This is a genomic window from Pseudomonas sp. IPO3749 (assembly GCF_013386605.1).
GTDB classification, from domain to species: Bacteria; Pseudomonadota; Gammaproteobacteria; order Pseudomonadales; family Pseudomonadaceae; genus Aquipseudomonas; species Aquipseudomonas azotoformans_A.
This window is the reverse complement of record NZ_JACARN010000081.1, coordinates 1-22,884: the sequence shown is the minus strand read 5'-3', so window position 1 is coordinate 22,884 and position 22,884 is coordinate 1. Positions and strand designations below refer to the sequence as shown.

At 52.5% G+C, this 22,884-nt stretch carries 24 protein-coding genes; 3 read left to right on the top strand and 21 right to left on the bottom strand.

What is annotated here, in order from left to right:
* Window positions 1-28: 28 nt before the first annotated feature.
* Window positions 29-1,504, bottom strand: coding sequence for an aldehyde dehydrogenase family protein (locus HX812_RS27300; RefSeq protein WP_080642367.1), 1,476 nt, complete (start codon window positions 1,502-1,504; stop codon window positions 29-31).
* Window positions 1,505-1,844: 340 nt separating this feature from the next.
* On the opposite strand from HX812_RS27300, the gene HX812_RS27295 reads away from it, so the two are divergent.
* Both HX812_RS27295 and HX812_RS27290 read left to right on the top strand, forming a co-directional pair.
* Complete coding sequence (locus HX812_RS27295) at window positions 1,845-2,888, top strand: AraC family transcriptional regulator (protein ID WP_080589276.1); 1,044 nt, start codon at window positions 1,845-1,847, stop codon at window positions 2,886-2,888.
* A 308-nt stretch (window positions 2,889-3,196) separates the two neighbouring features.
* On the top strand, window positions 3,197-4,015 hold the full coding sequence (locus HX812_RS27290; protein ID WP_016978834.1) for a transporter: 819 nt from the start codon (window positions 3,197-3,199) through the stop codon (window positions 4,013-4,015).
* A gap of 409 nt (window positions 4,016-4,424) precedes the next feature.
* Here HX812_RS27290 and HX812_RS27285 read toward each other — a convergent pair whose 3' ends face one another.
* From HX812_RS27285 to HX812_RS27190, 20 genes are all read right to left on the bottom strand, one after another.
* Window positions 4,425-5,078, bottom strand: a complete 654-nt coding sequence (locus HX812_RS27285; RefSeq protein WP_025999931.1) for a cysteine hydrolase family protein — start codon at window positions 5,076-5,078, stop codon at window positions 4,425-4,427.
* A 72-nt stretch (window positions 5,079-5,150) separates the two neighbouring features.
* A complete protein-coding gene (locus tag HX812_RS27280) occupies window positions 5,151-6,392 on the bottom strand; it encodes an OprD family porin (protein ID WP_025999932.1) in 1,242 nt (413 codons plus the stop codon).
* Between the two features lie 408 nt (window positions 6,393-6,800).
* The gene (locus tag HX812_RS27275) at window positions 6,801-7,754 is read right to left on the bottom strand and encodes a LysR family transcriptional regulator (protein ID WP_016978837.1); all 954 of its coding nucleotides are present in this window, start codon (window positions 7,752-7,754) and stop codon (window positions 6,801-6,803) included.
* 275 nt (window positions 7,755-8,029) lie between these two features.
* Window positions 8,030-9,034 carry an amidohydrolase family protein gene (locus HX812_RS27270; RefSeq protein WP_235165410.1) on the bottom strand — a complete coding sequence of 335 codons (1,005 nt, stop codon included), beginning with the start codon at window positions 9,032-9,034 and terminating at the stop codon, window positions 8,030-8,032.
* Entirely contained in the window at window positions 9,031-9,585 is a 555-nt protein-coding gene (locus tag HX812_RS27265; protein WP_016978839.1) for a 3-hydroxyanthranilate 3,4-dioxygenase, read from the bottom strand. The genes HX812_RS27270 and HX812_RS27265 overlap by 4 nt, the downstream gene beginning before the upstream one ends.
* Window positions 9,586-9,587: 2 nt before the next feature.
* On the bottom strand, window positions 9,588-10,019 hold the full coding sequence (locus tag HX812_RS27260) for a RidA family protein (RefSeq protein WP_016978840.1): 432 nt from the start codon (window positions 10,017-10,019) through the stop codon (window positions 9,588-9,590).
* A complete protein-coding gene (locus HX812_RS27255; protein WP_016978841.1) occupies window positions 10,016-10,795 on the bottom strand; it encodes a 2-keto-4-pentenoate hydratase in 780 nt (259 codons plus the stop codon). Before HX812_RS27255 ends, HX812_RS27260 begins: the two co-directional genes overlap by 4 nt.
* Window positions 10,795-11,826, bottom strand: a complete 1,032-nt coding sequence (gene dmpG / locus HX812_RS27250) for a 4-hydroxy-2-oxovalerate aldolase (RefSeq protein ID WP_200864481.1) — start codon at window positions 11,824-11,826, stop codon at window positions 10,795-10,797. The genes HX812_RS27255 and dmpG overlap by 1 nt, the downstream gene beginning before the upstream one ends.
* A 4-nt stretch (window positions 11,827-11,830) precedes the next feature.
* Window positions 11,831-12,775: an acetaldehyde dehydrogenase (acetylating) gene (locus HX812_RS27245; RefSeq protein WP_016978843.1), complete on the bottom strand. Its 945-nt coding sequence runs from the start codon at window positions 12,773-12,775 to the stop codon at window positions 11,831-11,833.
* Window positions 12,776-12,780: 5 nt separating this feature from the next.
* Window positions 12,781-13,572: a 2-keto-4-pentenoate hydratase gene (locus HX812_RS27240; RefSeq protein WP_025999934.1), complete on the bottom strand. Its 792-nt coding sequence runs from the start codon at window positions 13,570-13,572 to the stop codon at window positions 12,781-12,783.
* 10 nt (window positions 13,573-13,582) lie between these two features.
* Complete coding sequence (locus HX812_RS27235; protein WP_200864483.1) at window positions 13,583-13,975, bottom strand: RidA family protein; 393 nt, start codon at window positions 13,973-13,975, stop codon at window positions 13,583-13,585.
* 11 nt (window positions 13,976-13,986) lie between these two features.
* Window positions 13,987-15,489: a 2-hydroxymuconic semialdehyde dehydrogenase gene (locus HX812_RS27230; RefSeq protein ID WP_050572400.1), complete on the bottom strand. Its 1,503-nt coding sequence runs from the start codon at window positions 15,487-15,489 to the stop codon at window positions 13,987-13,989.
* Window positions 15,490-15,667: 178 nt separating this feature from the next.
* Complete coding sequence (locus HX812_RS27225; RefSeq protein WP_016978847.1) at window positions 15,668-16,378, bottom strand: ABC transporter ATP-binding protein; 711 nt, start codon at window positions 16,376-16,378, stop codon at window positions 15,668-15,670.
* Entirely contained in the window at window positions 16,375-17,127 is a 753-nt protein-coding gene (locus HX812_RS27220; protein ID WP_016978848.1) for an ABC transporter ATP-binding protein, read from the bottom strand. Before HX812_RS27220 ends, HX812_RS27225 begins: the two co-directional genes overlap by 4 nt.
* Complete coding sequence (locus HX812_RS27215) at window positions 17,124-18,077, bottom strand: branched-chain amino acid ABC transporter permease (RefSeq protein ID WP_050572401.1); 954 nt, start codon at window positions 18,075-18,077, stop codon at window positions 17,124-17,126. The genes HX812_RS27220 and HX812_RS27215 overlap by 4 nt, the downstream gene beginning before the upstream one ends.
* A 4-nt stretch (window positions 18,078-18,081) precedes the next feature.
* Entirely contained in the window at window positions 18,082-18,999 is a 918-nt protein-coding gene (locus HX812_RS27210; protein WP_038844280.1) for a branched-chain amino acid ABC transporter permease, read from the bottom strand.
* A complete protein-coding gene (locus tag HX812_RS27205; RefSeq protein WP_025999937.1) occupies window positions 18,996-19,604 on the bottom strand; it encodes an NADPH-dependent FMN reductase in 609 nt (202 codons plus the stop codon). The genes HX812_RS27210 and HX812_RS27205 overlap by 4 nt, the downstream gene beginning before the upstream one ends.
* Window positions 19,605-19,659: 55 nt before the next feature.
* Window positions 19,660-20,844 carry an ABC transporter substrate-binding protein gene (locus HX812_RS27200; RefSeq protein ID WP_218170005.1) on the bottom strand — a complete coding sequence of 395 codons (1,185 nt, stop codon included), beginning with the start codon at window positions 20,842-20,844 and terminating at the stop codon, window positions 19,660-19,662.
* Between the two features lie 47 nt (window positions 20,845-20,891).
* Complete coding sequence (locus tag HX812_RS27195; protein ID WP_016978852.1) at window positions 20,892-21,491, bottom strand: DUF4863 family protein; 600 nt, start codon at window positions 21,489-21,491, stop codon at window positions 20,892-20,894.
* Between the two features lie 219 nt (window positions 21,492-21,710).
* Complete coding sequence (locus tag HX812_RS27190) at window positions 21,711-21,950, bottom strand: dihydrofolate reductase family protein (RefSeq protein WP_256262539.1); 240 nt, start codon at window positions 21,948-21,950, stop codon at window positions 21,711-21,713.
* A 149-nt stretch (window positions 21,951-22,099) separates the two neighbouring features.
* Between HX812_RS27190 and HX812_RS27185 the strand changes: the two genes are divergently transcribed.
* Complete coding sequence (locus HX812_RS27185) at window positions 22,100-22,750, top strand: flavin reductase family protein (RefSeq protein WP_016978854.1); 651 nt, start codon at window positions 22,100-22,102, stop codon at window positions 22,748-22,750.
* Window positions 22,751-22,884: the final 134 nt, after the last annotated feature.

The window sequence follows — 22,884 nt, the reverse complement described above, 5'->3', positions numbered from 1 at the left end:
CCTTAAATGCGAAGAGCCGCTAATATCTTTATTTGGTAGCAATAACTTGCACGCTGCAATAAGACTTCAACCCTTCAATGCCAAACTCAACGCCGAAACCTGATTCCTTATGACCACCGAACGGTAGATCACCAGCCAAACTAGCGTGCTGATTAATCCAGACCGTACCGGACTTCAACTGGCTAGCAACTTCTACTAATTGTTTAGTGTCAGTACCCCAGACTGATGAACCGAGTCCATAACTGGTGTCATTGGCACGACGAATTACGTCGTCTAAATCCGTGTATTTCATGACGGAGCGGATAGGACCGAACACTTCTTTTTTCACAAAGGAAGCATCGTCCGCGGGATTATCGAGCATCGTCACAGGAAAGAAATATCCCTGATCAGGTGCCTCACCTTGATACAGAACTTTCGTTCCGCTGCTCTCTATTTCTGCCCAGGTCGCCTGGATCTGTTGAAATTGCATCTTGTTTTGCACAGGTCCCAGCGCCGAATCTGGCGCATAGCCATCGCCAGTCTTAATTTGAGTGGCGTAGGAAATGAGCGCCTGAGTCACTGCCGGGTAAATCGACTCATGAATATAAAGACGCTTAAGACTGATGCATGCGTGTCCATTGAGCATAAACATGCTCCAGAACAGTGACTCGGCTATCTTTTCTGGATCAGCATCTGGAAGCACAATAGCAGGATCGTTACCGCCCAACTCCAGAGTCAAGCGCTTGAGAGTTGTCGCCACTGAGTTCATTACCCGCTTGCCAGTCTGAGTCGAACCGGTGAAGGTTACCTTGTCGAACCCTGGGTGCGCCGTCATCAGCGGACCAAGAGTATCGCCACCGGTGATGATGTTCAGCACGCCTGGTGGTAGCAGATCAATTCCGTAATCCGCGATGCGTAGCACTGTCAAAGGTGCGTACGGTGAAGGTTTCAGAACGATGGTATTGCCGGTCACCAGCGCTGCCAAAACTTTCAGAAAGGATAAAAGTACTGGTGCGTTCCATGGACTAATGGCGCAGACAACGCCTAGCGGAGTATATCGCTTGATCACATGGCCCATTGTTTTCGTATCGCTTTCTTCTGAAGGCAATTCCAGATTAATCAATGCCGGACCGTATTCATCTGTGAGCGTTTGCAGTTCCCAAGTGGATGTCGATAGCGGACGGCCATGCTCTGCCGTTAGCAGCGCTATCAGGTCCGGTTCGTGCTCCTTGATCCGAGCAATAAAGGAGCTCAGGAGCCCTCGCCGCTCGGCGTATGGAGTTGCTGCCCATGCAGGAAAAGCGCCGCGAGCAGCGGCAACCGCTTGATCCAATCCTTCCTGGCCCACGTCAGGGACCGAGGCGATAGCCTCCCCCGTGGCCGGATTCACAACATCCAGGGTGCCGCCGAGAGAAACCCGTTTGCCCCCTATGAAGTTGAAGAAACCAGCCTCCAGATTAGCCCTCTTTAACAACGACGCGCGAGTGGATTGTTCTTTTTGAAACTCAGCAGACATTTCGCTCATGGTTAATCTCTCGATGTGGTTTTCAAGCGTTGCAGCAGGTGCAGAACGCTCATGCTCGAAACGCAGTTCTAAAATCTATCGAGTAAATTGGCGCTTTAGTAATCAAAAAATCATGAGCGTCTATTACAAGATGGAATATCTTAAATCTAACCGTACTTGTATATCCGTTTAAAAATAATATAACCTTCATGACAGTTGACATTTTGAACTCATGTGCTGCATCCTGCTATAGCAGCTGGTACCTAGCGCCGGACTTAATAACTTCCTTAGAGTTTCCGAGAAAAAATCAGAGTTATCAATACTGCATCAATTAACACGACTGTGTTTTGCGAGAGATACCATGACGCACTCATCCGTTACACCCTCTGAATTTCGCCGTCTCTTACTTTCTGACGAACATCTCTTTTTGTGTACCGATGATCGTACCGAAGCAAATCGAGTGATATCCACACTATTTGGCCCATTCCGGAGCTATGCACCGTCCGGACTGAGGGATGCTGGGCCCGTTCTTGTCCATACGGTCAATTGGGGCACACTTAATATTTCCACAGTCAACTACGGCAGTGACGTGAATATTGAACCTGATGATCTGGGGGGATGGCTAATCGTTACGACGGTGATCGCGGGGCGCATTCGAGTTGTGACAGCCGGCAACAGTTACGATGTCGTCGCTGGTGCTACATTACTTACCGTCGATGAGGATCATTCCCGCTTCGAGTACGCGGCGGGCTCGACCGCATTCAAATTGCGGATTCCACGTAGACGTGTGGAGTCGTTGTGCTGGCGGATGATAGGTAGGCAGGGAAGAAGGCCATTGAAATTCGCCGTGGTCATGGATGGACTTCAAGTCAGTTGGCGCTGGTTGTCCTTGCTGGAATTTGTGGTAAGCACGCTTGAAAGAGGTGGTGATCGTCTCTTCCGTGAGCAGTTCGCACCCGCGACTGAGGAGCTGTTGATGATGACGCTGTTGTCGTGTCAGCCTCACAATTACCCGCCAGCGTTGGCGGAGCAGGCTACGACCATCGCTCCGAGCCAATGGCATCGCGCGGTGGCGTACATGGAGCATCATATTAGTGATGCTCTGACCCTTGCCGATATTGCCAATTCAGCCAGCTGCAGTATTCGTTCCCTAACCCGTACCTTCAAGGAGTTCAAGGGTACCACTGCGATGCGTTATCTAGTTGAACTGAGGCTTGATCGTGTGCATACGCAATTGTTGCCCGGCAACGATTCCGCGACAACGATCGAGTCCATCGCATCGCAGTGGGGATTTACCCACTTGGGAACCTTCTACCAGCAATACAAATCCCGCTTCGGCGAGTCGCCCTCCCAGACTCGCCGAACTCGGTTATCACGGGTCGATGTTCCAACCTCACGAGCTTAGTCAATCCCCTATGCCGAACAGCAGTCTTGGCTGCTTCAACTTTATAGCGAACTCCCGACCAGAAGCATTTTGAACAACGCCCTAGCTGGCCTTCTCCGCAGGTAAGCCCACTCACGCAATCGATTTATGCTTAGTACAAAGTCTGTAACCCTAGCGCTGTACGAAGTTAGCCAGATTCCGTATTCGCTGGCTACCTGCCGTTCTAGATAAGCCACGACGGTTCGCTACCTTGCTTTACGTTCGCCAAGATGCGACCGCAACTCGCACAGGCAGCGAAAGCGCTAAATAAAAATAATAAGGCTAATTCAATGAACATCCCGAGCATTCGTTTGGCAATAGGATTTGCTGCTTGCATGGCAGGAAATCTGGCAGTCGCAACTGAAAATGGTGCCGATACTTTTGCCCTTGGTGCCGAGGGCTTCACCACAGGCAATCTTCCTCCTCCTGGCGTTTACCTGCTGGCATACTATCAGAATTATCACGCGTCTCGCTTTAATGACAAACATGGTAAATCCCTGATTCCTGGTTTTGGAATAAATCTGGATGCGATTATTCCGCGCCTAATCTGGATGACTGAAACAAAGATCATGGGAGGACAATTAGGCTTTAGTGCAGCTCAACCGATACTGGATCTACGTGTCAGCCAGGGCGGAATGACCGATCAACGCCAAGCGATGGCAGACCTAGTCCTGGCAGTATTCCTCTCTTGGCACAATGGGTATCACCATTGGGTGACAGCCATGGAGGCGGCAGTTCCAACTGGCACCTACGACAAAAACCAGATGGCGAATGCCGGCAAAAACTACTACACCTTGCGACCGCTCATTCTATATAGCTACCACCAACCTAACGGATGGGACCTTTCCACTGAAGTGACCTACGGCTTCAACTCAACCAATCACGCCACTAACTACCACTCTGGCCAGTATTTCGCTGCAAACTATGCTGCGGGCTATGAGATCAGCCCACACTGGACGATTGGCCTTCAGGGGGATGCCTTCAAGCAACTAACATCCGATCGAGTAGACGGCTCCGATATAGGATTTCGAGGGCAGGAAGTCGCATACGGACCAGGTTTACATTACCAAGGGCAAGGCTGGTCTTTAGAGGCGAAATATCTAAAATAAGCCTTAGTAGAAAACAGACCAGAAGGGACGACGACCTTGGTCAAACTTGTCTGGTCGCTCTAGGCCAATAAAGCTTCGTAGGCCTGCTCTCCAGATGAATGAGACCGGTTCAATGGCTACTTATGGTTGCTTTTATATAAGCTTCATCGTGTATATAAACCGTAATGGCAGGCCTGCGAAAGAACTATGAATTAATGAAAGCAGGACTTGCCTGTGAATACTGTCTAAATATCAAAGCGATTTGAAAGTGCGAACAACCTAGTTGACTCGACACCAACAAACTTGGCTGATCGACAAGATACTCAAACATCAGTCCACACGGAACTACGTCTCTGATGTTGCTTTTCAAACAAGAACCCTAGCAGTGCGGAAGTCCTGGGACCAGACACAATAGGAGACATAAAAATTATCAAGTAGGCAGAACCGTCGGAAAGCAAAATCGTTTCACAAGCTCCTCCGACGTACAGACATCGGCGGTTGATTGTTTGAGTATTATCAGCGAAGTCTGTTGTACTTGCGAGGCAGACAATGCACCCCAGCCGGCATCCGGATGATCACGAGTAGCGCAGCAATCGGCAATAACGAAAGTACGGTAGTCACGAAACAGCGCATCCCTCGCTGTGGCATGAACACAGTTCTCGGTAGTGACACCCACAACCACCACGTTCTGGATCCACCGCTCTTTAAGAATCTGCTGCAGTTCAGTTTCAAAAAAAGCGCTGTAACGATGTTTTTTGATCAGTCGATCACCCTTCTTTGGTGCGCATTCTGGATAGATCTCGGCCCCAAGGCTGCCTTCAACCAACGCCTCTCCTCGGCCGCTTGGCGGATGGATTTCCCCATAACGTCCAATATCCGTACCGTCTTCCTTGTGTACATGGGCGGTGTAGATGATAGTGGCACCTCTGTCGCGCAAGGCGTCGACCAGTTTATTCAGTATCGGAATCAATGCTCGACCGGTAGACGTTTCCAACGGCGCACCGACGGCGATGAAGTCATTCTGCATGTCGATGACCAGAACCGCGGTCCTTATTGGATCGAAGATTTTGATGTCGTAGCCCATGTTGTCACCTCGTGTAATGCTCAAAACGGCTGCGTCAACAGCCGCCATGAACGTCTGACTTCCAGTCGAGCCTCAAAAAATGTTTAGCGGGTATTCCGTGATGATCCGAATTTCGTCGATCTCACCGCCTCTATCGGAACTGCGGTACGAAGCGTGGCGTAGCCGGAAACTCAAATTTTTTGCGGGGCCTTCTTGCACCACATACTTGGATTCGATATCTCGTTCCCAGGCATGGCCGTTATTGGTCGCCGCGGTATCGAATCCGGTGCCCTTTACGTATCGGGTCATAAAGGTCAAGCCCGGTATTCCGTAAGGCGCCAGATTCATGTCATAACGGACCTGCCAGGATTTTTCGTCTTGGTAGTTGAAGTCGGAATACTGGATCGAGTTGCCCACATACACCGTACTCAAACCATCGATACCATATTGGTAATCACCACGCCCGGACACACGCTGGTGACCAATCAAGAATCGATGCGCGCCCAAGGTGTAGGCGGCCGACAAACTCCATATCCGGTTATCCAATTCACCTGCCCGAGCTTCGCCACTGCTCTTGGTGTCGTAGATATTGAAGTCAAAATTCAAGGCCTGGGTCTTGGTGAGCGGGATAGCGTAGGTGGTGCTGCCATAGTATTTGCGCCAGTAATCTTCGACTTTTTGATAAAACAAACTGCCGGTCAAGCGATCGCTGAACTTGTAAAACCCGCCGACGTAGTCGAGGCTGGTGAGCCGGGCGCTGTCGGGCTTGCTGTCATTGCGATTGTTGAGGCCGGTGAAATGCCCCGCCGAAAACGTCAGATTTTTTATTTCGTTACTGGTCAGCGACAATCCAGTGGCTGACTCGGGCAACAGCCGCGCGTCGGAGGTAGAAAGGATCGGCAACGACATAAGCTGATTGCCGTACTTAAGCACACTGTTGGAGACCTGAACCTTTAGAGCGCCACCGAGTTTTGAGTAATTGTCTTTGGCGCCATCTTTGTCCTGTTCCAATAGGCCGGTACCACCGCCGGTGCGGCCATCGCCGGTGTCCAGTTTCATACCGAACTGGCCAAGCACGTCGACACCGAAGCCGACCGTCCCTTGCGTAAAACCTGACTGGAAAGTACCGATAAAACCTTGGGCCCATTCTTCACCGAAACTCTGTGGCGCACTGGATTGACGGAAGTTGCGATTCATGAACATGTTGCGGATGTTGATGGATGCTTTCGAACCTTCAACAAATCCGGTGGCATCCGACTGTTGGCTGGCCAGTACCGGCTGTATTGCTCCAGTTGTCACCATCAAAGCGACAGCATTTATTGTTTTTATGCGCATAGTAAGCTCCGTTAAAAGTCACTGATTGGCTTAAAGGGGCAAAATATTTTTATTATTGTGATACGCACAGCATAGTGCCGCTCGGTCACAGCTGTTCATTGTTGTTATATGCTGTTTAACACTTGCGACTTAGTCGGCGAATGAATTCAATACAGCAAGCGACGCTGATTATCCAGTCGCTCTGTACTTGGATTTGCAAAACACCAAAAAAGACACACTCTCTTTTTAGGCCATCCAAAAAACAAATGCCAATCAATATCCCCTCATCGTCCATTACCGTTAGTAATAGACAATCCGATAGGCGCCATCAAATTACGTGCCTGAAAACCAGACAAACGAAGGAGAATAGAATGAAAGGTGGTCCGATCAAGAGTGACGGAACAGGGGGATTACGCTCAGGGAAGAGGGTTATTCAAATATTCCCATGGCGGCCTCACGAAGACACTTAATAAAATTTTTACAGGCAGGGTTAACGTCTTTGTCAGCCCGTATCGAAAAACCGACTTGGCCAAAATTGGCGGTGCTGGTCATATCAAGGATGGCCAACAAGCCAGCTTTCAAGAATTGCAATGCAGCCGCACGGGGCATCAGCGCGATCATATCGGTTTCCAACAACAAGCCAATATTAGTCAGCGTCGAAAGAGAATGTACATGATGAGGCGGCAGGCCTAACCCGCCATCCCGGAAAAACTTAGCGACAGCATTGTAGGAGGGGGACTCCTGCAACGGAAATATCCACTCCTCGCACATCAACTCGGCAACGTTCAGACCTTTTCGATCCGACAGTGCATGACCTTTTCCCACTACCGCGCAAAAGGATTCATCAAACAAGACCTCGTGCTTGAGCGCAAACGCATGCGCCAGCTCTTGCTCCGGAAGCCGACCGACCACAATGTCAAGGTCCCCAGTGGCCAAAGCGGGAAACATTTGTGCCGTTGTACCTTCACGGACCGTGATCGAAACACCTGGCGTAGCCTTGCGTAATTTCACTATGGCACGCGGTAAAAGCTTCGCCGACGCGGAGATAAGTGTACCGACAATAACGTGCCCGGCATCCCCTGTGCGGAAAGCGTTGACTTCTTCAGTCATGTAACGAGTTTCAGCAATCAATGACTTTACGCGACGACCTAACATGATGCCGAATTCGGTGGGCGTCACCCCTCGATTGGAGCGATCAAACAAAGGACCGCCAAAAAAAGACTCCAGATCGTAAATAGCTTTAGTGATCGCTGGCTGAGTAAGGCCCATGGTATTGGCAGCTCTTACAAATGAACCTGACTCCAGCACCAGCTCAAATATCATGAGCTGGTTGAATTTCAATTTTCGACTTAACGTGATTGCCGATATGGGTAAGATTTCCATAACGCTCCAGGTATAAAATCGACATTAGTGCCCATCGAATGCTAAAAACAGAGTATAACGCGATGGGCCATCCGATCCTCAGGAAAAGACTGATTTCCAGACTAAATACCTACAAATTTTCTTGCCAGTAAGCCCCGCTTACTTACCAGCGCTCTTGAACTTTCAGAACGGCGCGCTAGCAAATTCAGAGTGCTTATCGCGCCTTTTAAATAGAACGCTTTTATGTTTGCCGTCCTGATTTTCAGTAATAGGAAATGGTGTATCAGTACTGCTGACTACAGCGGAATGTTGAAAAACTGGCTGGCGTTGCCCGACAGAATCTTTTTCTTGGTTGACTCCTCAAAATCACTGGTCAAAATCAAGTCACCTATTTTTTGCTCCCCCAATGGGAATGGGTAATCGGACCCCAACATGACACGATCCTCGCCCATCACACTGACCAACAGCTCCAGTGCCGCCGGGTTAAATACCGCACTGTCGACAAAAAATCGGTCGGCGTATTCGGACGGCAGGCGCGGGCAGTCTTCGCGCACGATATCGCGATGTCGCCAAGCGTTATCAACGCGCCCTAGCAGAAATGCAAAACTGCCCCCGCCGTGCCCGAAGCAAATTTTCAGCGACTTTGGAATTCGCTCGAATGCACCGGACAATATCAGCGATAAAATCGCAAGCTGTGTTTCCGCCGGCATGGCAACCAACCACGGCAACATCCACTTCTTCATCCGCTGTCCACCCATCATGTCCCACGGATGAACCAGAATTGGGATGTTCTCGTTGGCACAGTGGGTCAAAAAGGATTCGAGTGTCGCATCGTCGAGATCCTTGTCTCCCAAATGGTTGCCAATCTGTACACCAAGATGCCCCGATGCCACAGCACGCGATGCTTCTCTACACGCCAAATCCAGATCTTGCAAGGGTACCTGAGCCAGAACTTTGAGACGCTGGGGGTTGTGACCGGCAAACTCTAAGGCCAAATCATTCATTCGCGCAGCCCATTGCGCCGTTTTTTTGGCCTCCCATGTGTAGCCGAACATCACAGGCGTGGCGCAAGTCACCTGGACATCCACGCCCTGCGCGTCCATTTCTTCAATCCGGACAGCGGGATCCCATAGAGCCTGGTAAACCGGACGGAAATTATTCTTGCCCATCATAATTGAACCGGTATCACCTTTAGCGCTTACTTGTAGCCAAGGTGCCTGTGCCGAATCGAACTCCGCAGCTTCTTGTTCCGAAATCCGTGGAAAAAAGTGCGAATGCATATCGATATGTGGACTTTTCAAGATTTTTCTCCACGCGCCATTGCATCAATCGCCGCCTTACCCGGGTGAACCTGGCCGCATTGCGGGCACTTGCGTAAGTTCTCATTGGCATAAAACACATCGAACAACGGGGGCAAATCGGTGACGATATTTTTAAGTTGTACTTCAACACGATGGACAAGCCCGTTACAGTTCAAGCAGTACCATTCAAAACCATCGATCGTGCCTTGTGGCCGTTGGCGTTCAATGACCAAACAGCGACTTTCCGGATCAGGCCGTTGCGGTGAGTGACGCAAATGTGGGGGCAAAAGAAAGATCGCACCCTCTTCCAGTTCAAGACGCTCCAACTGCCCCCGGTCCATGATGTTCAAGTAAGCGTTGCCCTTAAACTGATAGAAGAACTCTTCCATCGGGTCATCATGAAAATCGGTACGAAAATTAGGCCCTCCCACTACCGTTACCAAAAAATCGGCATCCTTCCACACTTGCTGGTTGCCAACTGGCGGTTTAAGCAAGTCTTTGTGATCGTCAAGCCAGCGCTGAAAATTCAATGGTTTACCGTATGTAAACATCGTCAAACTCCCTTCTGTGACAACGGTTTATAGGCGACAGCTTTAATTTCGATAACCAAGTGTGGGTGCGGCAACTGGTGCACGGCGACGGTGGTTCGCGCCGGGCCTTCATAACCGAAATACGTGCCGTAAACTTGATTGTAACCGGCGAAGTCGTTCATGTTGACCAAGTACGTCGATATTTCGACCACGTCGTCTAACGTCGCGTCAACACTGCCAAGAATGTCTCGAATATTCTCGATGACCGCAGTGGTTTGCGCCACGATATCGAGATGCGTGGTCCCCATTTCATCCACTTCGACACCGACTAACGTATTGTCCGGGCGACGGGAACTTGTGCCTGAAACAAAAAGAAAATCGCCAGCACGCTTTACGTGGGGAAACTTTCCACGGGGCAGGGCTTTTCCTTCAACCAATTTCGCTTCAGTACTCATGCTCGCGCTCCCGTATAAAACTCGACACGTCCCAGAGAAGTAACTTCTGCGCTGACATGGGTGCCGGCGGTCAACGCCTGAGCGGCGGTGGCAGCGCCCGCCATAATCAAGGACCCCGCTGGGAGTACCATTTCTGCGCGTGCAGCCAAACGCGAGGCCTGCACGACACTGCGCAGCGGATCACCCAGGATGGCGCCGGTGCTGCCTATCTGCATGGGCCTGCCGTTGAAACGCATCGCCACTCCCAAGTTGGCCAAATCGGTGAGATTGCGCGACATGGCACCGATCACCAGGCCGGCGGAGGAGCAGTTATCAGCGACTACGTCTTCCAGCGTGAATTTAAAATTGCGGTAACGGGAATCGATAATTTCAATCGCTGGGGCAACACCTTCGAGGTAGGACGAGGCTTCCAGTAACGTCAGAGGTCGGTCGATGTCACGCTTGGTCAAAAAGCAGACTTCGGGTTCAGCACGCGGATGGATGAAGTCAGACAGGTCAATCACTGCTCCTTCTTCATACAACATCGCGTCGGTGAGAAGACCCCAAATCAGGCTGTCGACGCCCATCTGAATCATCTTCGCGCGGCTGGTGAAGCCCAGTTTGATGCCGACCGGCAATTCGCCGCGAGCATGACGCAAAGCAATCGACGTCCGCTGAATCTCATATGCTTCATTCAGATTGAACCCATGGACCGGGGTCAGCGGATCAATTTCTTCACGGTATCTGGCTGCGTTATCAAGCGCCGTTGAAATGGCATAAATGTCCAGGTTGCTCATCACTTACCCCCTCCTTTGCTCAGTAAATCCAGGGCGACATCAACGATCATGTCTTCCTGCCCCCCCACCATGCGCCGATTGCCCAGCTCGACCAGGATGTCGACGGCCGAAACGCCATAACGCGCCGAAGCTGCTTCTGCATGACGCAAAAAGCTTGAGTAGACACCGGCGTAACCCAGCGCGAGAGTTTCACGGTCTACCCGTACCGGGCGGTCCTGCAGGGGACGTACCAGATCGTCAGCGGCGTCCATCAAGGTGAACAGGTCAGTGCCATGGTTCCAGCCCAACTTGTCGATGGCGGCGATGAAGACTTCCAGCGGGGCGTTACCTGCCCCGGCACCCATACCGGCCAGCGAGGCGTCGACCCGGTCACAACCGTTTTCCACGGCGACAATCGAGTTTGCGACCCCCAACGACAGATTGTGGTGCGCATGCATGCCGGTTTGGGTCGAGGGGTCAAGGACGTCTTTGAAGGCTTTGAAGCGCTCGGCAATACCCTGCATCGACAAGGCGCCGCCCGAGTCCACGACGTACACACATTCAGCGCCGTAACCTTCCATGAGCTTGGCTTGCTCCGCGAGCTTCTGCGGAGTCGCCATGTGCGACATCATCAGAAAACCAACCGTGTCCATGCCCAATTTGCGAGCATGCTCAATGTGCTGGCGAGAGATATCGGCTTCCGTGCAATGGGTCGCAACCCTGACGGTGCGCACGCCTGCCTTGAACGCAGCATCAAGGTCATGAAGAGTGCCAATGCCTGGCAGCAGCAAGGTCGCGAGCTTGGCGTACTTGAGCACCGAGGCGGTCGCTTCAATCCACTCCAGATCGCTGTGGGCACCAAAGCCATAATTGAAGCTTGAACCGGCGAGCCCGTCGCCGTGAGCCACTTCGATGCTATCGACCTTCGCCACGTCGAGTGCTTTGGCAATGGACATGACGTGATCAAGCGAATACTGGTGACGAATTGCATGCATGCCGTCACGCAGGGTGACGTCCTGGATAAAGATTTTCTTGGCGCTATTCATAGTCATACCCCTACCCGGCCGCGATCATGTTGGCGGCAATCTGCTCAGCAGCGGCGAGCGCGGCAGACGTCATGATGTCGAGATTGCCTGCGTACGCGGGTAGGTAATGCGCCGCGCCTTCAATTTCCAGAAACACCGACACCTTGATGCCGGAGACCAGGCCAACGCCCGGAATATTGATGGGCTTGTCAGCGGGAATCGTGTCGAATTGCACGTCCTGTTTCATGCGGTAGCCCGGCACGTAAGCCGCTACGTCTTTAACCATCTGTTCGATGGATTCGCGGATCGCATTAGTGTCGGCATCGCCTTCGGCCAGGCACAGAACGGTGTCGCGCATCATCAACGGTGGTTCGGCCGGGTTTAGCACAATGATCGCTTTACCGTGTTCGGCACCGCCCACACTGACGATCGCATGGGAGGTGGTTTCGGTGAACTCATCGATATTGGCGCGGGTACCAGGGCCTGCAGATTTACTGGCAATCGAGGCCACGATTTCGGCGTAACGAACCCGAGTGACCCGCGATATGGCGCGCACCACAGGAATCGTTGCCTGACCACCGCAAGTCACCATGTTGATGTTGGTGCTCGCCAGGTGATCCCTCAGATTGACCACAGGCACCACGTAAGGACCGATAGCGGCAGGTGTTAGATCAATGACCTTGATCCCGTGCTGCTGCAGTATTTCGTTGTGCTTGGCGTGTGCACCGGCCGAGGTCGCGTCGAACACGATACGAATCTGCTCGAATCCTGTCAGGTTAACCAAACCGTTGATGCCTTCGTGAGTGGTGGCAACACCCATCCGTGCAGCGCGAGCCAAGCCATCGGAAGCTGCATCGATGCCCACCATTGCGCCCATCGCCAAGTGTTTTGAATTACGCAAGACCTTGATCATCAAATCGGTGCCGATGTTTCCGGAGCCGATAATGGCAACTTGTAGCCGAGTGTTCTGGTCCATGTCTGTTACTCCTCCGCAGGGGCGAAGGAGGCGCGAACGCGACCCAGGCCTTGGATATTGGCTTCAAAAATATCGCCAGAAGCCGCAGCAACCATAGGCCCGAGGGCCCCGGTCATGATGATGTCGCCTGGTTGCAGCGGTTGCCCAAGACGCGCCATGGTGTCGGCCAGCCAAACGGCAGCCAGCAGCGGATTGCCCATGCAGGCCGCACCCATTCCAACGCTGACCTGATCGCCACGGCGTTCCATGACCATGCCGCAGGCGACGATGTCGAATGCATCCAGCTTGACCGGACGCGAGCCCAGCACAAACAGTCCGCTGGACGCGTTATCGGCAATGGTATCGGTGAGTTTGATGTCCCAGTTCGCGACACGGCTGCCGACGATCTCTATGGCCGGAAGAGCAAATGCAGTAGCGCGGATAATGTCAGCGATCGTGTGTTTGCCCTGGTCCAGAGGACGCTCGATGACCAGCGCAATTTCCGCCTCGACCTTAGCTTGCAGCACCCGGCGGTTAGCGATTTCTTCGCCATCAGCCAGACACATGTCAGCGAACAACATGCCGAAATCCGGCTGGTCGACACCGAGCTGCTGCTGGACGACCTTGGAAGTGAGGCCGATTTTGCGACCGACCAGACGCCGACCCTCTTTGAGCCGACGCTCGGTGTTGATCTGCTGCACGGCATACGCCAGCTCAACGTCGTCAATCCCGATCAAGTCGCGGACAGGCTCGCAAGGTATTCCGTCCAGCTCCGCCTGCCATAACCTCGACGCGGCGAGTTCAATATTATTTTTCATGGCTTCTTGATCACTGTGATGATTTAACGAAGGAAAATTCAATTTCGACACTGGCACCCAAAGGCAGCGCACTGACGCCGACACTGGTCCTTGCCGGCGGTATCAAACCGCCGGAAAACAAGGTTTCCCAGGCCGCGTTGATCTCGGCGAATGCGTCAAAACGGGTGGTGTAGATTCGAGCGATAAGTAGATCGCCCAAGGTCAATCCATAATCAGGCAACGCACTTTGCAGATTCGCGAGGATGCGGCTGGTTTGCGCGCCGGGACCACCCTCGACCAATTGACCGGAGGCAGGATCCAACGCAATCATTCCGGAGACCTGATAGGTGCTACCGATCGCCACACAGGGCGAATAGTGAAAACGAGGTGCAGCAATGGCGCTCGATTGCAGGGTTCGACGCATGTCCATGCCCCTTAAAGCTTGATGCAGATGTTGGCGATGTCGGAGTAGAAGTCCATCGAGAAACGACCGCCTTCACGGCCCAGACCGGACAGCTTCACTCCGCCAAAAGGCGTGCGCAGGTCACGCAGGTACCAGGTATTAACCCAGACCAGGCCGACATGGATTTGCCGGGAAACACGATGAGCGCGGGAAAGATTGGTGGTCCAGATGGCGCAGGCGAGTCCGTAGTCGCTATCGTTGACGCGGCCAATGACTTCGTCCTCGTCATCAAACGGCGAGATGTGGCACACCGGGCCGAAGATCTCCTCGGTAACGCAGCGCGCCTGGTCTGACAGCCCGGTCCAGATCGTCGGCAACACGTAAGCGCCTTGATCGCGCTCATCGTTGAACTGAGGAACCCCACCGCCCGTGACAATCGTGGCGCCCTCTTCAACCGCCAATTGGTAGTACGACAGCACCTTGTCGCGATGCCCGTGGGAAATCAGAGGGCCCATACTGACGCCTTCTTGATCCGGATAACCCACAATCAATTTCTCAGTTTCAATCTTGAGTGCCGCGACAAACTTGTCGAAGATCGAACGATGAACGTACACACGCTCTGAACACAGGCAGACTTGTCCCGAGTTGGTAAAGGAAGAGCGCAAAACACCCGCTACAGCGGCATCAAAATCGGCGTCGGCAAAGACCACGGCGGCGTTCTTTCCGCCCAATTCGAACGACACCTCCTTGACACCATCGGCCACCGATTTCATGATCGCCGAACCGGTTTTCGACTCACCAGTAAAGGTCAAGGCACTGATACCGGGATGTTGTGTCAGAAACTCACCGGCCGAATCTTTACCAAATCCGTGAATCAAGTTGAATACGCCAGGTGGAACACCGGCGTCATGCATGACTTCGGCCAATAAAGTGGCAGACGACGGCGATTCTTCCGACGGCTTTGCGACCACGGTATTACCGCAGGCAAGAGCCGGCGCAACTTTCCAGGTAAACAACAGCAGCGGCAAGTTCCAGGGCGAGATAATCCCAATCACACCCAACGGCTTGCGCACGGTGTAGTTCAGCGCGCCCGCACCGTCCGCTGTAGCCATCTCAAACAAGTCGGTGTTGCTGGTCTTCGCCAAATCGGCAAAGGTCCGGAAGTTGGCGATGGCACGTGGAATATCGAGGGTCCGCGCCTGATGAACCGGACGACCAGTGTCGGCCACTTCCGCCGCCACGAACTCCTCGAATCGAGCTTGGATGCCATCAGCGATTTTGTGAATCACCGCCGCACGGTCATGGACGCTCAGCTTCCCCCACGGGCCTTTCAGCGCTTTTTGCGCAGCAACAACAGCATCGCTGACCTGCTTCGCATCCGCCTCGAACACATTGGAAACAAGTTCGCCATTCACCGGATTAATATTGGCGAAACTCGAGACAGAAGTAACAAAGTTACCGTCGACATAATTAAGCAGTTGACAAGGCACGGTGCCAGGCACAACACGTGATGCTTGATTCGATAAGGTATTCATAGTTTTCTGCTCTGCAGGGGGTTGCAAGATGGTTTTATTTTATCGATATGCGTAGAAAACCAAATTCAAAAGATCACGGTCATTTATTCGTGAAAGTAATAGCCACCTAAAAAAAAGCGAAGCTGGCCCAGGAGCAACCCTCTGGCCAACTCCACTAAAATAGAACTATTGATGGTATCTAGACGCCTAAATATCGCTGCCAAAGGCCTTTGTCCAGACTCAGTTCCTTTGAAGAACCCTGCCAGGCGACTTGGCCCTTTTCGATAATGGTGTGATGGTCAGCCAGAGCAATTAGCTTCTCGACGTATTTGTCGATCACCAGCACGGTCTGCCCGCTTTTTTTCAACGCGTGGAGACAAGCCCAGATTTCATCTCGAATCAGCGGTGCCAGGCCCTCAGTCGCTTCGTCCAGTATCAACAAGTAAGGATTAGTCATCAGCGCACGGCCGATGGCCAACATTTGTTGTTCGCCACCAGACAGCTGCGAACCCATGTTGCGCTCGCGCTCAGCCAGCCGTGGGAAAAAGTTGTAGACCTTGTCCAGCGTCCATGGCTCAGAGGATTTGTTGCGATTACAGGCAAAGGCCACCAGGTTTTCTTTCACCGTCAGGTTCGGAAAGATATGCCGCCCTTCTGGCACCACCGCAATACCCTTGCGCCCAATGGCGTCCGCCGATTTGCGCTCGATCAATTCACCGCGAAAACGAATTGATCCCGAGTTGACCGGCGTCAGTCCCAAAATAGAGCGCACGCTGGTAGTCTTGCCCATGCCGTTGCGGCCGAGCAAGGTCGACATTTCACCTTCCCTGATCTTCAAACTCACGCCAAACAGAATCTGGCTCTCGCCGTAAGAAGTTTCTACGTTGCTGACTTCAAGGATCGCACTCATACCGCCTCCTCGCCAAGGTAAGCTCTTTTGACTTCAGGGTCTTCCCGCACAGCGTTCGGCACACCGGTGGCAATGACTCGACCATAAACCAGCGCGGACATTCGGTCGGCGAGCCGGAACACCGCAGCCATATCGTGCTCGATGAGCAGCACGGTCGATTTACCCTTAAGCGCCATGAGCAACTCCACCATTTTTTCCGAGTCTTCAGGGCCCATACCGGCCATGGGTTCATCGAGCAATAACAATTTTGGGCGGGTCCCGAGTGTGATGCCCAATTCCAGTTGCCGTTGCTCACCGTGGGCCAGACTGCCGGCGATGGTTTTGGCCTTCGACGATAAACCAACCTGTTCGAGGATCTGGTGGGCTTCGTTAAATAACGCAGCCTCGGAAATAGCCGCTCGCCAAAACCGAAAACTGCTGCCACTGCGTGCCTGCACCGACAGCGCAACGTTATCCAACACCGTCAGTTTTTTAAAAATACTGGTGATCTGATAAGACCGAGCCAAACCAGCCGCCACGCGTTTGTGCATGGGCATGTCGAATATGTCGACACCGTCGAAAATCATCGTCCCTTCATCGGAGTTCAGCGCCCCGGAAATCTGATGAATGAGTGTGGTCTTGCCGGCACCGTTTGGGCCGATGAGTGCATGGATTTCACCGCTATGGATGGATAGGTTGGTGCCGTTGGTGGCGACCAGGCCACCAAAGCGTTTTACCAAATTGCGGATTTCCAGGAGCGGCTGGTTCATGAGGACACCTTCCTGCTAAATATTCCGGCGATGCCGGTTTGTGCAAACAGCACGACCAGCAGAAGAATGACGCCTAATGGCAATTGCCAATGAATTGTGTAGTTGGACAGCGTCTCCTCCAATATTAATAGCAACGCTGCACCGAAAACACCGCCATACAAATAACCCACCCCCCCCATAATCACCATAATCATCAGCGTACCGGACTGGGTCCAAAGCATCAGGTTAGGACTGATGAAGCCATTCTGGTTGGCGACCAGCGCACCGGCCAAACCTGCCAGTGCGCCGGACAAGGTGAAGGCCACCAGCTTGAAGCGAAACACCGGATAGCCGATGGATTCCATTCGCGATTCGTTTTCGCGAATCGACTGCAGTACCCGTCCAAAGCGCGCGTTGACCGTACGTTGCACGGCGAACATCACCACCACCGAGATCAATAACACGACGTAGTAGAAAGTGACGTCAGATGATAGATCAAGTCCCAGTGGCAGGGTCGAACGCCCAGCCAGGGACATGCCGTCATCACCACCAAATGCGGCCAGAGATTGAAAGATGTAGTACAGCATCTGGGCGAACGACAAGGTGATCATGATGAAATACACGCCGCGGGTGCGTAGTGAAATCAGCCCAATCAGCAGCGCGCACGCGGCGCTAATCGCCACTGCGGCCGGCCACGCAGTCCAGGCGGAACTGATGCCCATGTCCATCAAAATGGCCACTGTATAAGCGCCAATCCCGAAAAAACCGGCGTGCCCGAACGCCACTAGACCGCCGAAACCCAGGACCAGATTGAGGCTGGTGGCGGCCAGGGCAAAGATCATGATCCGAGTGGCGAACGTCATGTAAAACGTCTGATCCAGCACACTGGCTACCCAAGGTAATACCAGCAAAATAAGTAGCGCCACGGCAGCCACGCCGAGCCGAACGCTGTGGTGAAGGGTCGAGGTCATAGGGTCACCCACGCGCAGGGAACAGGCCTTGTGGCTTCCAGAACAAAACGGCAGCCATAAGAACATAAATGATGATGGAGGCCACGGCTGCACCAATCGAGGAGGTCACCGCCGGCGACAGAAACTTGCTCAGTAACAGCGGTAGCAACGAGCGACTCAGGGTATCGACCGCACCGATCAGTAGGGCACCGACAAATGCCCCCCTAATCGAGCCGATACCTCCGATGACCACCACCACGAAGGCCAAAATCAGAATGCTTTCACCCATCCCGACCTGCACCGCCAACAATGGACCGAGCATTGCGCCCGCCAAGGCGCACAGCGCTGCACCGATGCCGAACACGGCGGTGAACAACCATTTGATGTTCACACCCATGCTGGTCGCCATTTCGCGATTCGAAGCCCCAGCCCGTACCCACATACCCAAGCGGGTTTTGGCCACTAGGAAGTACATGGCAACCGCGACCACCAATCCCACACCGATAATCATTAATCGCTGCGCCGGGTACTGCAGGCCGGGCATCAATTCGACAGGATGCGTAAAGGCAACCGGCGTATTGAGTGGGATCGGCTGAGCCCCCCAGATCATCCGTACCGATTCGTTACAGATCAGAATCAGAGCGAAGGTCGCCAGCACCTGGGACAAGTGATCCCGTCGGTACAGCCTTCGGAACAGGCTCACCTCCAGTACCATTCCGATGATCGCAGTTGCCACCAGCGCCACAGGTACGCCGATGAAGTAAGAACCGCTCGCGTCAGTCACAGTCGCGGTCAAATAAGCCCCAATCATGTATAGCGAGCCGTGGGCCAGGTTGATCATGTCCATGATCCCGAACACCAAGGTCAACCCCGCTGCCAGCAGAAAAAGCATGAGTCCGAACTGCAATCCATTCAGCGCTTCCTCAATGATCAGGGTGCTCATCGCTCAACCTTGGACGCGTCAGTATTCGGGTGCAGTTTCGCGACTAGACCAATGAGATTCGACGTAAATTGATCGACCAGCTTCGCAGTGTTGGAATCGACAAAGGCGTCCGTCGGATCGAACGCGTTTTGCGCAGAAGCGATCGCGACGTCTTCGGCCAAAACCACAGCGCCCATTTTCGCCATAATTCCACGCAAGTCGATGATCCCACGCAGGCCGCCGAATGGGCTGAGCGACGCCGCCATCAAGCCAACCGCTTTACCGCGAAACGGCGCCAGACCTTCGACGCCGTTGGCAGGCCTGGAACACCAGTCCAGGGTGTTCTTCAACAGTGCACTCACCGATCCGTTATATTCCGGCGACGCAATTAGCAACCCGTCGTGGGTCAGCAGGAGTTCGCGCAATTGTACGGCGTTCTCCGGGACCCCCGATGTCGCTTCCAGATCGCCGTCATAGATCGGCAGCGGAAATTCACGCAAATCGATGTGCGTGACCTGCGCGCCGTGTTCCTGCGCGGCGGCCACGGCGAGATTCAGTAATTTAACGTTAAACGAGGCTTTTCGGGTACTGCCGGAAAACGCCAATATTTTATTTGTTGGTTTCATAAGGTTCTTTCCGTTTAGTCAAGGTGTACTGAATGAAGCGTCACTGATGACGGGGCTAAAGCTTGCAGGCACCGACATAGGCGTCAGCGTGATTGTCGAAAATCGTCGCGATAGTTCTGTTAGTGATCAGCCCGGCATTGTCTTTCTGCACCTCGCGCAGATAGAAGGTGTCCATGGGGAACTGATTGGTATTAAATTTGAAATTGCCACGAAGCGATTTGAAATCAGTGGTCATCAAGGCGGTGTGCAGTGCTTCTTTATCAGTCAAATTGCCTTTGACGTCTCTCACAGCACTGTCCAGAAGCCGGACCACGTCATAGCCTTGAAAGGCGTACATGGTCGGGATTCGGCCATAGGCTTTTTTGAAGTCTGCAACGAAGGCATCATTTTGTGGGTTTTTCAAATCCCAGGCCCAGTGCGAAGCGTTTTTGAGACCAACGATGGGGGCACCCACGGCAGCAATCACGTCTTCATCAGCCGAGTGACCCGTCGAGAAATAGGGAATTTCCTTATCCAGGCCGGCACCCACATACTGTTTGATGAAGTTGATGCCCATACCACTTGGCAGATAGAAAAACACCGCATCCGGTTTGGTCGAGCGAATTTGTGCGAGCTCCGAGGCGAAGTCCAACTGCCCCAACTTCACATAAACCTCTGCAGCGACATCACCCTTGAAGAAACGCTTGAACCCTTCGAGGTTTTCTTTGCCGCCCGTGTAGTTTGGCGCAATAATGAATACTTTCTTATAGTGATTGGTAGTCATGTAGTTGCCCACCGCCTCACTCTGCCCATCGTTCTGCCAAGACAAACCAAAGAAGTACTTATTGCAACGCTCACCGGCAAACGCCGCCGGCCCCGCTGCCGCACTGATATAAAAGGTTTTAGATGCAAAGGCAGGCGGCCCCACGGCCAGCATGACGTTCGAATAAACAATACCGGTCAAGAAATCAACCTTATCTCGTTTGATCATTTTGTCGGCTAATTGCTTGCCAACATCGGGACTCGCCTGATCATCACCTTCCACTACTTCAACGGGTATTCCGCCGATTTTGTTCCCGCTCGTCTTTAACGCCAGATTAAAGCCATCACGGATCTCAAGCCCAAACCCAGAAAGAGGGCCGGACAGCGTACTGACAAAACCAATTTTTACGCTGTCAGCCGCCTGCACGGTCATGGTCATGGTCATGGTCATGGTCATGGTCAACACAGAGAGTAACGCGAACGCCGCGAACTTATTCATCACCTGTCCTTCTTTTATAATTATTGGGAGGCTATTAAATAAAATTATTACTTATGCCGTGGGGGATCCATGTATTCAATTTCTCCACCTGGGAGAAAGAACAGCATTGTGACTTTGCCACCTTTAACTGTTGGAAAATGCTGGCTGCCGGGTGCGAACACTTTCCATCCTGCACCGTTGCCACAGAAGGTTGCACCATCGTCCTCCGGTCCGATCATGTTGATCTCGCCTTGGGGGTGAAGGTGATAGTTGCCCAACACGTTCTTCAACATGCCGGTCTCTACGCTGTAACCATTAGCGTTCTCAGTCGACTTGGCCAGTTGCCCGCGGCGATAGTCCGGACCGTCGATTTCGGCGTAGCAGGCCCAGCCTTCCTCTATACCCACGCGCAACAGCCGAAGCAGCTCTGAATACACCTCAGAGGTTGCACCGAAACGCTGATTGAGCTCGATTTCCAACTGCTCATCCAACGGCTTGTCTTTAAGAAAGGACAATACCGAGGCGACTGCCGCCATCATCTCGGGCTTACTCGGCCCTGATGGCAGAACGTCCCCTTTTTCCTGCGAGCTTGGCATTGTCACTGGGGAAATGGACATAATGACTCCTTGCATTAAAAAGATTACCTTGCCATTAAAAGCTTTGTACATAAGGTTCCATGCAACGGTAAAGACAAAGGCAATTAGGCTGGCGAAATTCAGTTTATGGCGTTAAAAAAACAAGGACAAATCAAGATGTCGTGACCTACCATTACCAATGGTAATAGCCAGACCGCCTTTCACCATCAATGCACACAAATGAATCAAAATCACCAACCTGAGAATGCGCATACCGTAGCGCATGCGATACTTCTGACACGACAGAATCCATCACCCATGCCAATCATCAAAAAGGTAAGAATGATTTTCGATTGGACCAAAACTCCGGAGTGGCGATGAGAACGACGCCAGATGCGCTCCGCAGCCATCGACCAGGGGCAGAATCAGCACACTGATTTCATCTACCAGCCCGGCGTTCACGTACGAGCCACTGACGTGCGGACCGCCTTCGACGGTCAGGCGCTTGATGCCGACTCCAAACCTAGGCCTACCCAGACCGAAGGAACCCATCTCTGCTATTACCAATGGCTATATCAACTCCCTGCATTCTCATTGGAATTTGTAATATTCAAAAGCTAAAATCCAACCTAGTTGGTAATGTTGCTTCTTACAATAATTAGTTGATCGTGTGGCGCGAGAGCGCGAAACTGGAGATACGCATGACGCACATAGCCATGTCGGAACTGACCAATATGCAAAAATATTGGCTGATTACCGGGAGCGTGGGCCCCCGCCCCATTGCGCTGGTGACAAGTTTGAACAGCGAAGGGTTGTGCAATGCGGCACCTTATAGTGCCTTCAATTATATGGGCGAAGATCCCCCTCTGTTTGTTATTGCTGTCGATCACTATGGTGAGGAGAGTCATCGCCCAGGTGAAAAGAAAGACACTCTGAAAAATATCATCGAGCGCGAGCAATTCGTAGTCAACATGGTTGACGAGACCATCGCCGAACGAATGGTATTGTGCGGCAGTGATTTTCCCTCTCACATCTCAGAAGCAGACACGGTAGGTTTTGGCTTGACTCCTTCTACCTCGATTGATGTACCGCGCATCACCGATGCTCCCATCGCTTGGGAATGCAAGCTGTATAAAATTCTCGAGTTTTCGACACGGCGCTCCATCGTATTTGGTGAAATTGTCGCGATGTATTTTCGTGAAGACTTAATCGACGAAGAGAAACTTAGGGTTCGAGTGGATCGCTTTGAACCGTACGGACGGCTCGGCGGACCAAACTACTGCCGAACTACTGATCGTGTACGTCTAACCGTACCAACATTCTTGCCTTCAGCCGGTAAACCGAGAGAGTGACACCAGTCGTAAGTTTTTCGTCCAAAGTACCCGAACCGCATTACGCACCTTTTATCTTGCCCCTCTCTTGGCAAATACCTGATCCTACGCAGACTAAAGGCATTCTCAATACAACCTAAGGATGGTCTGAAGTA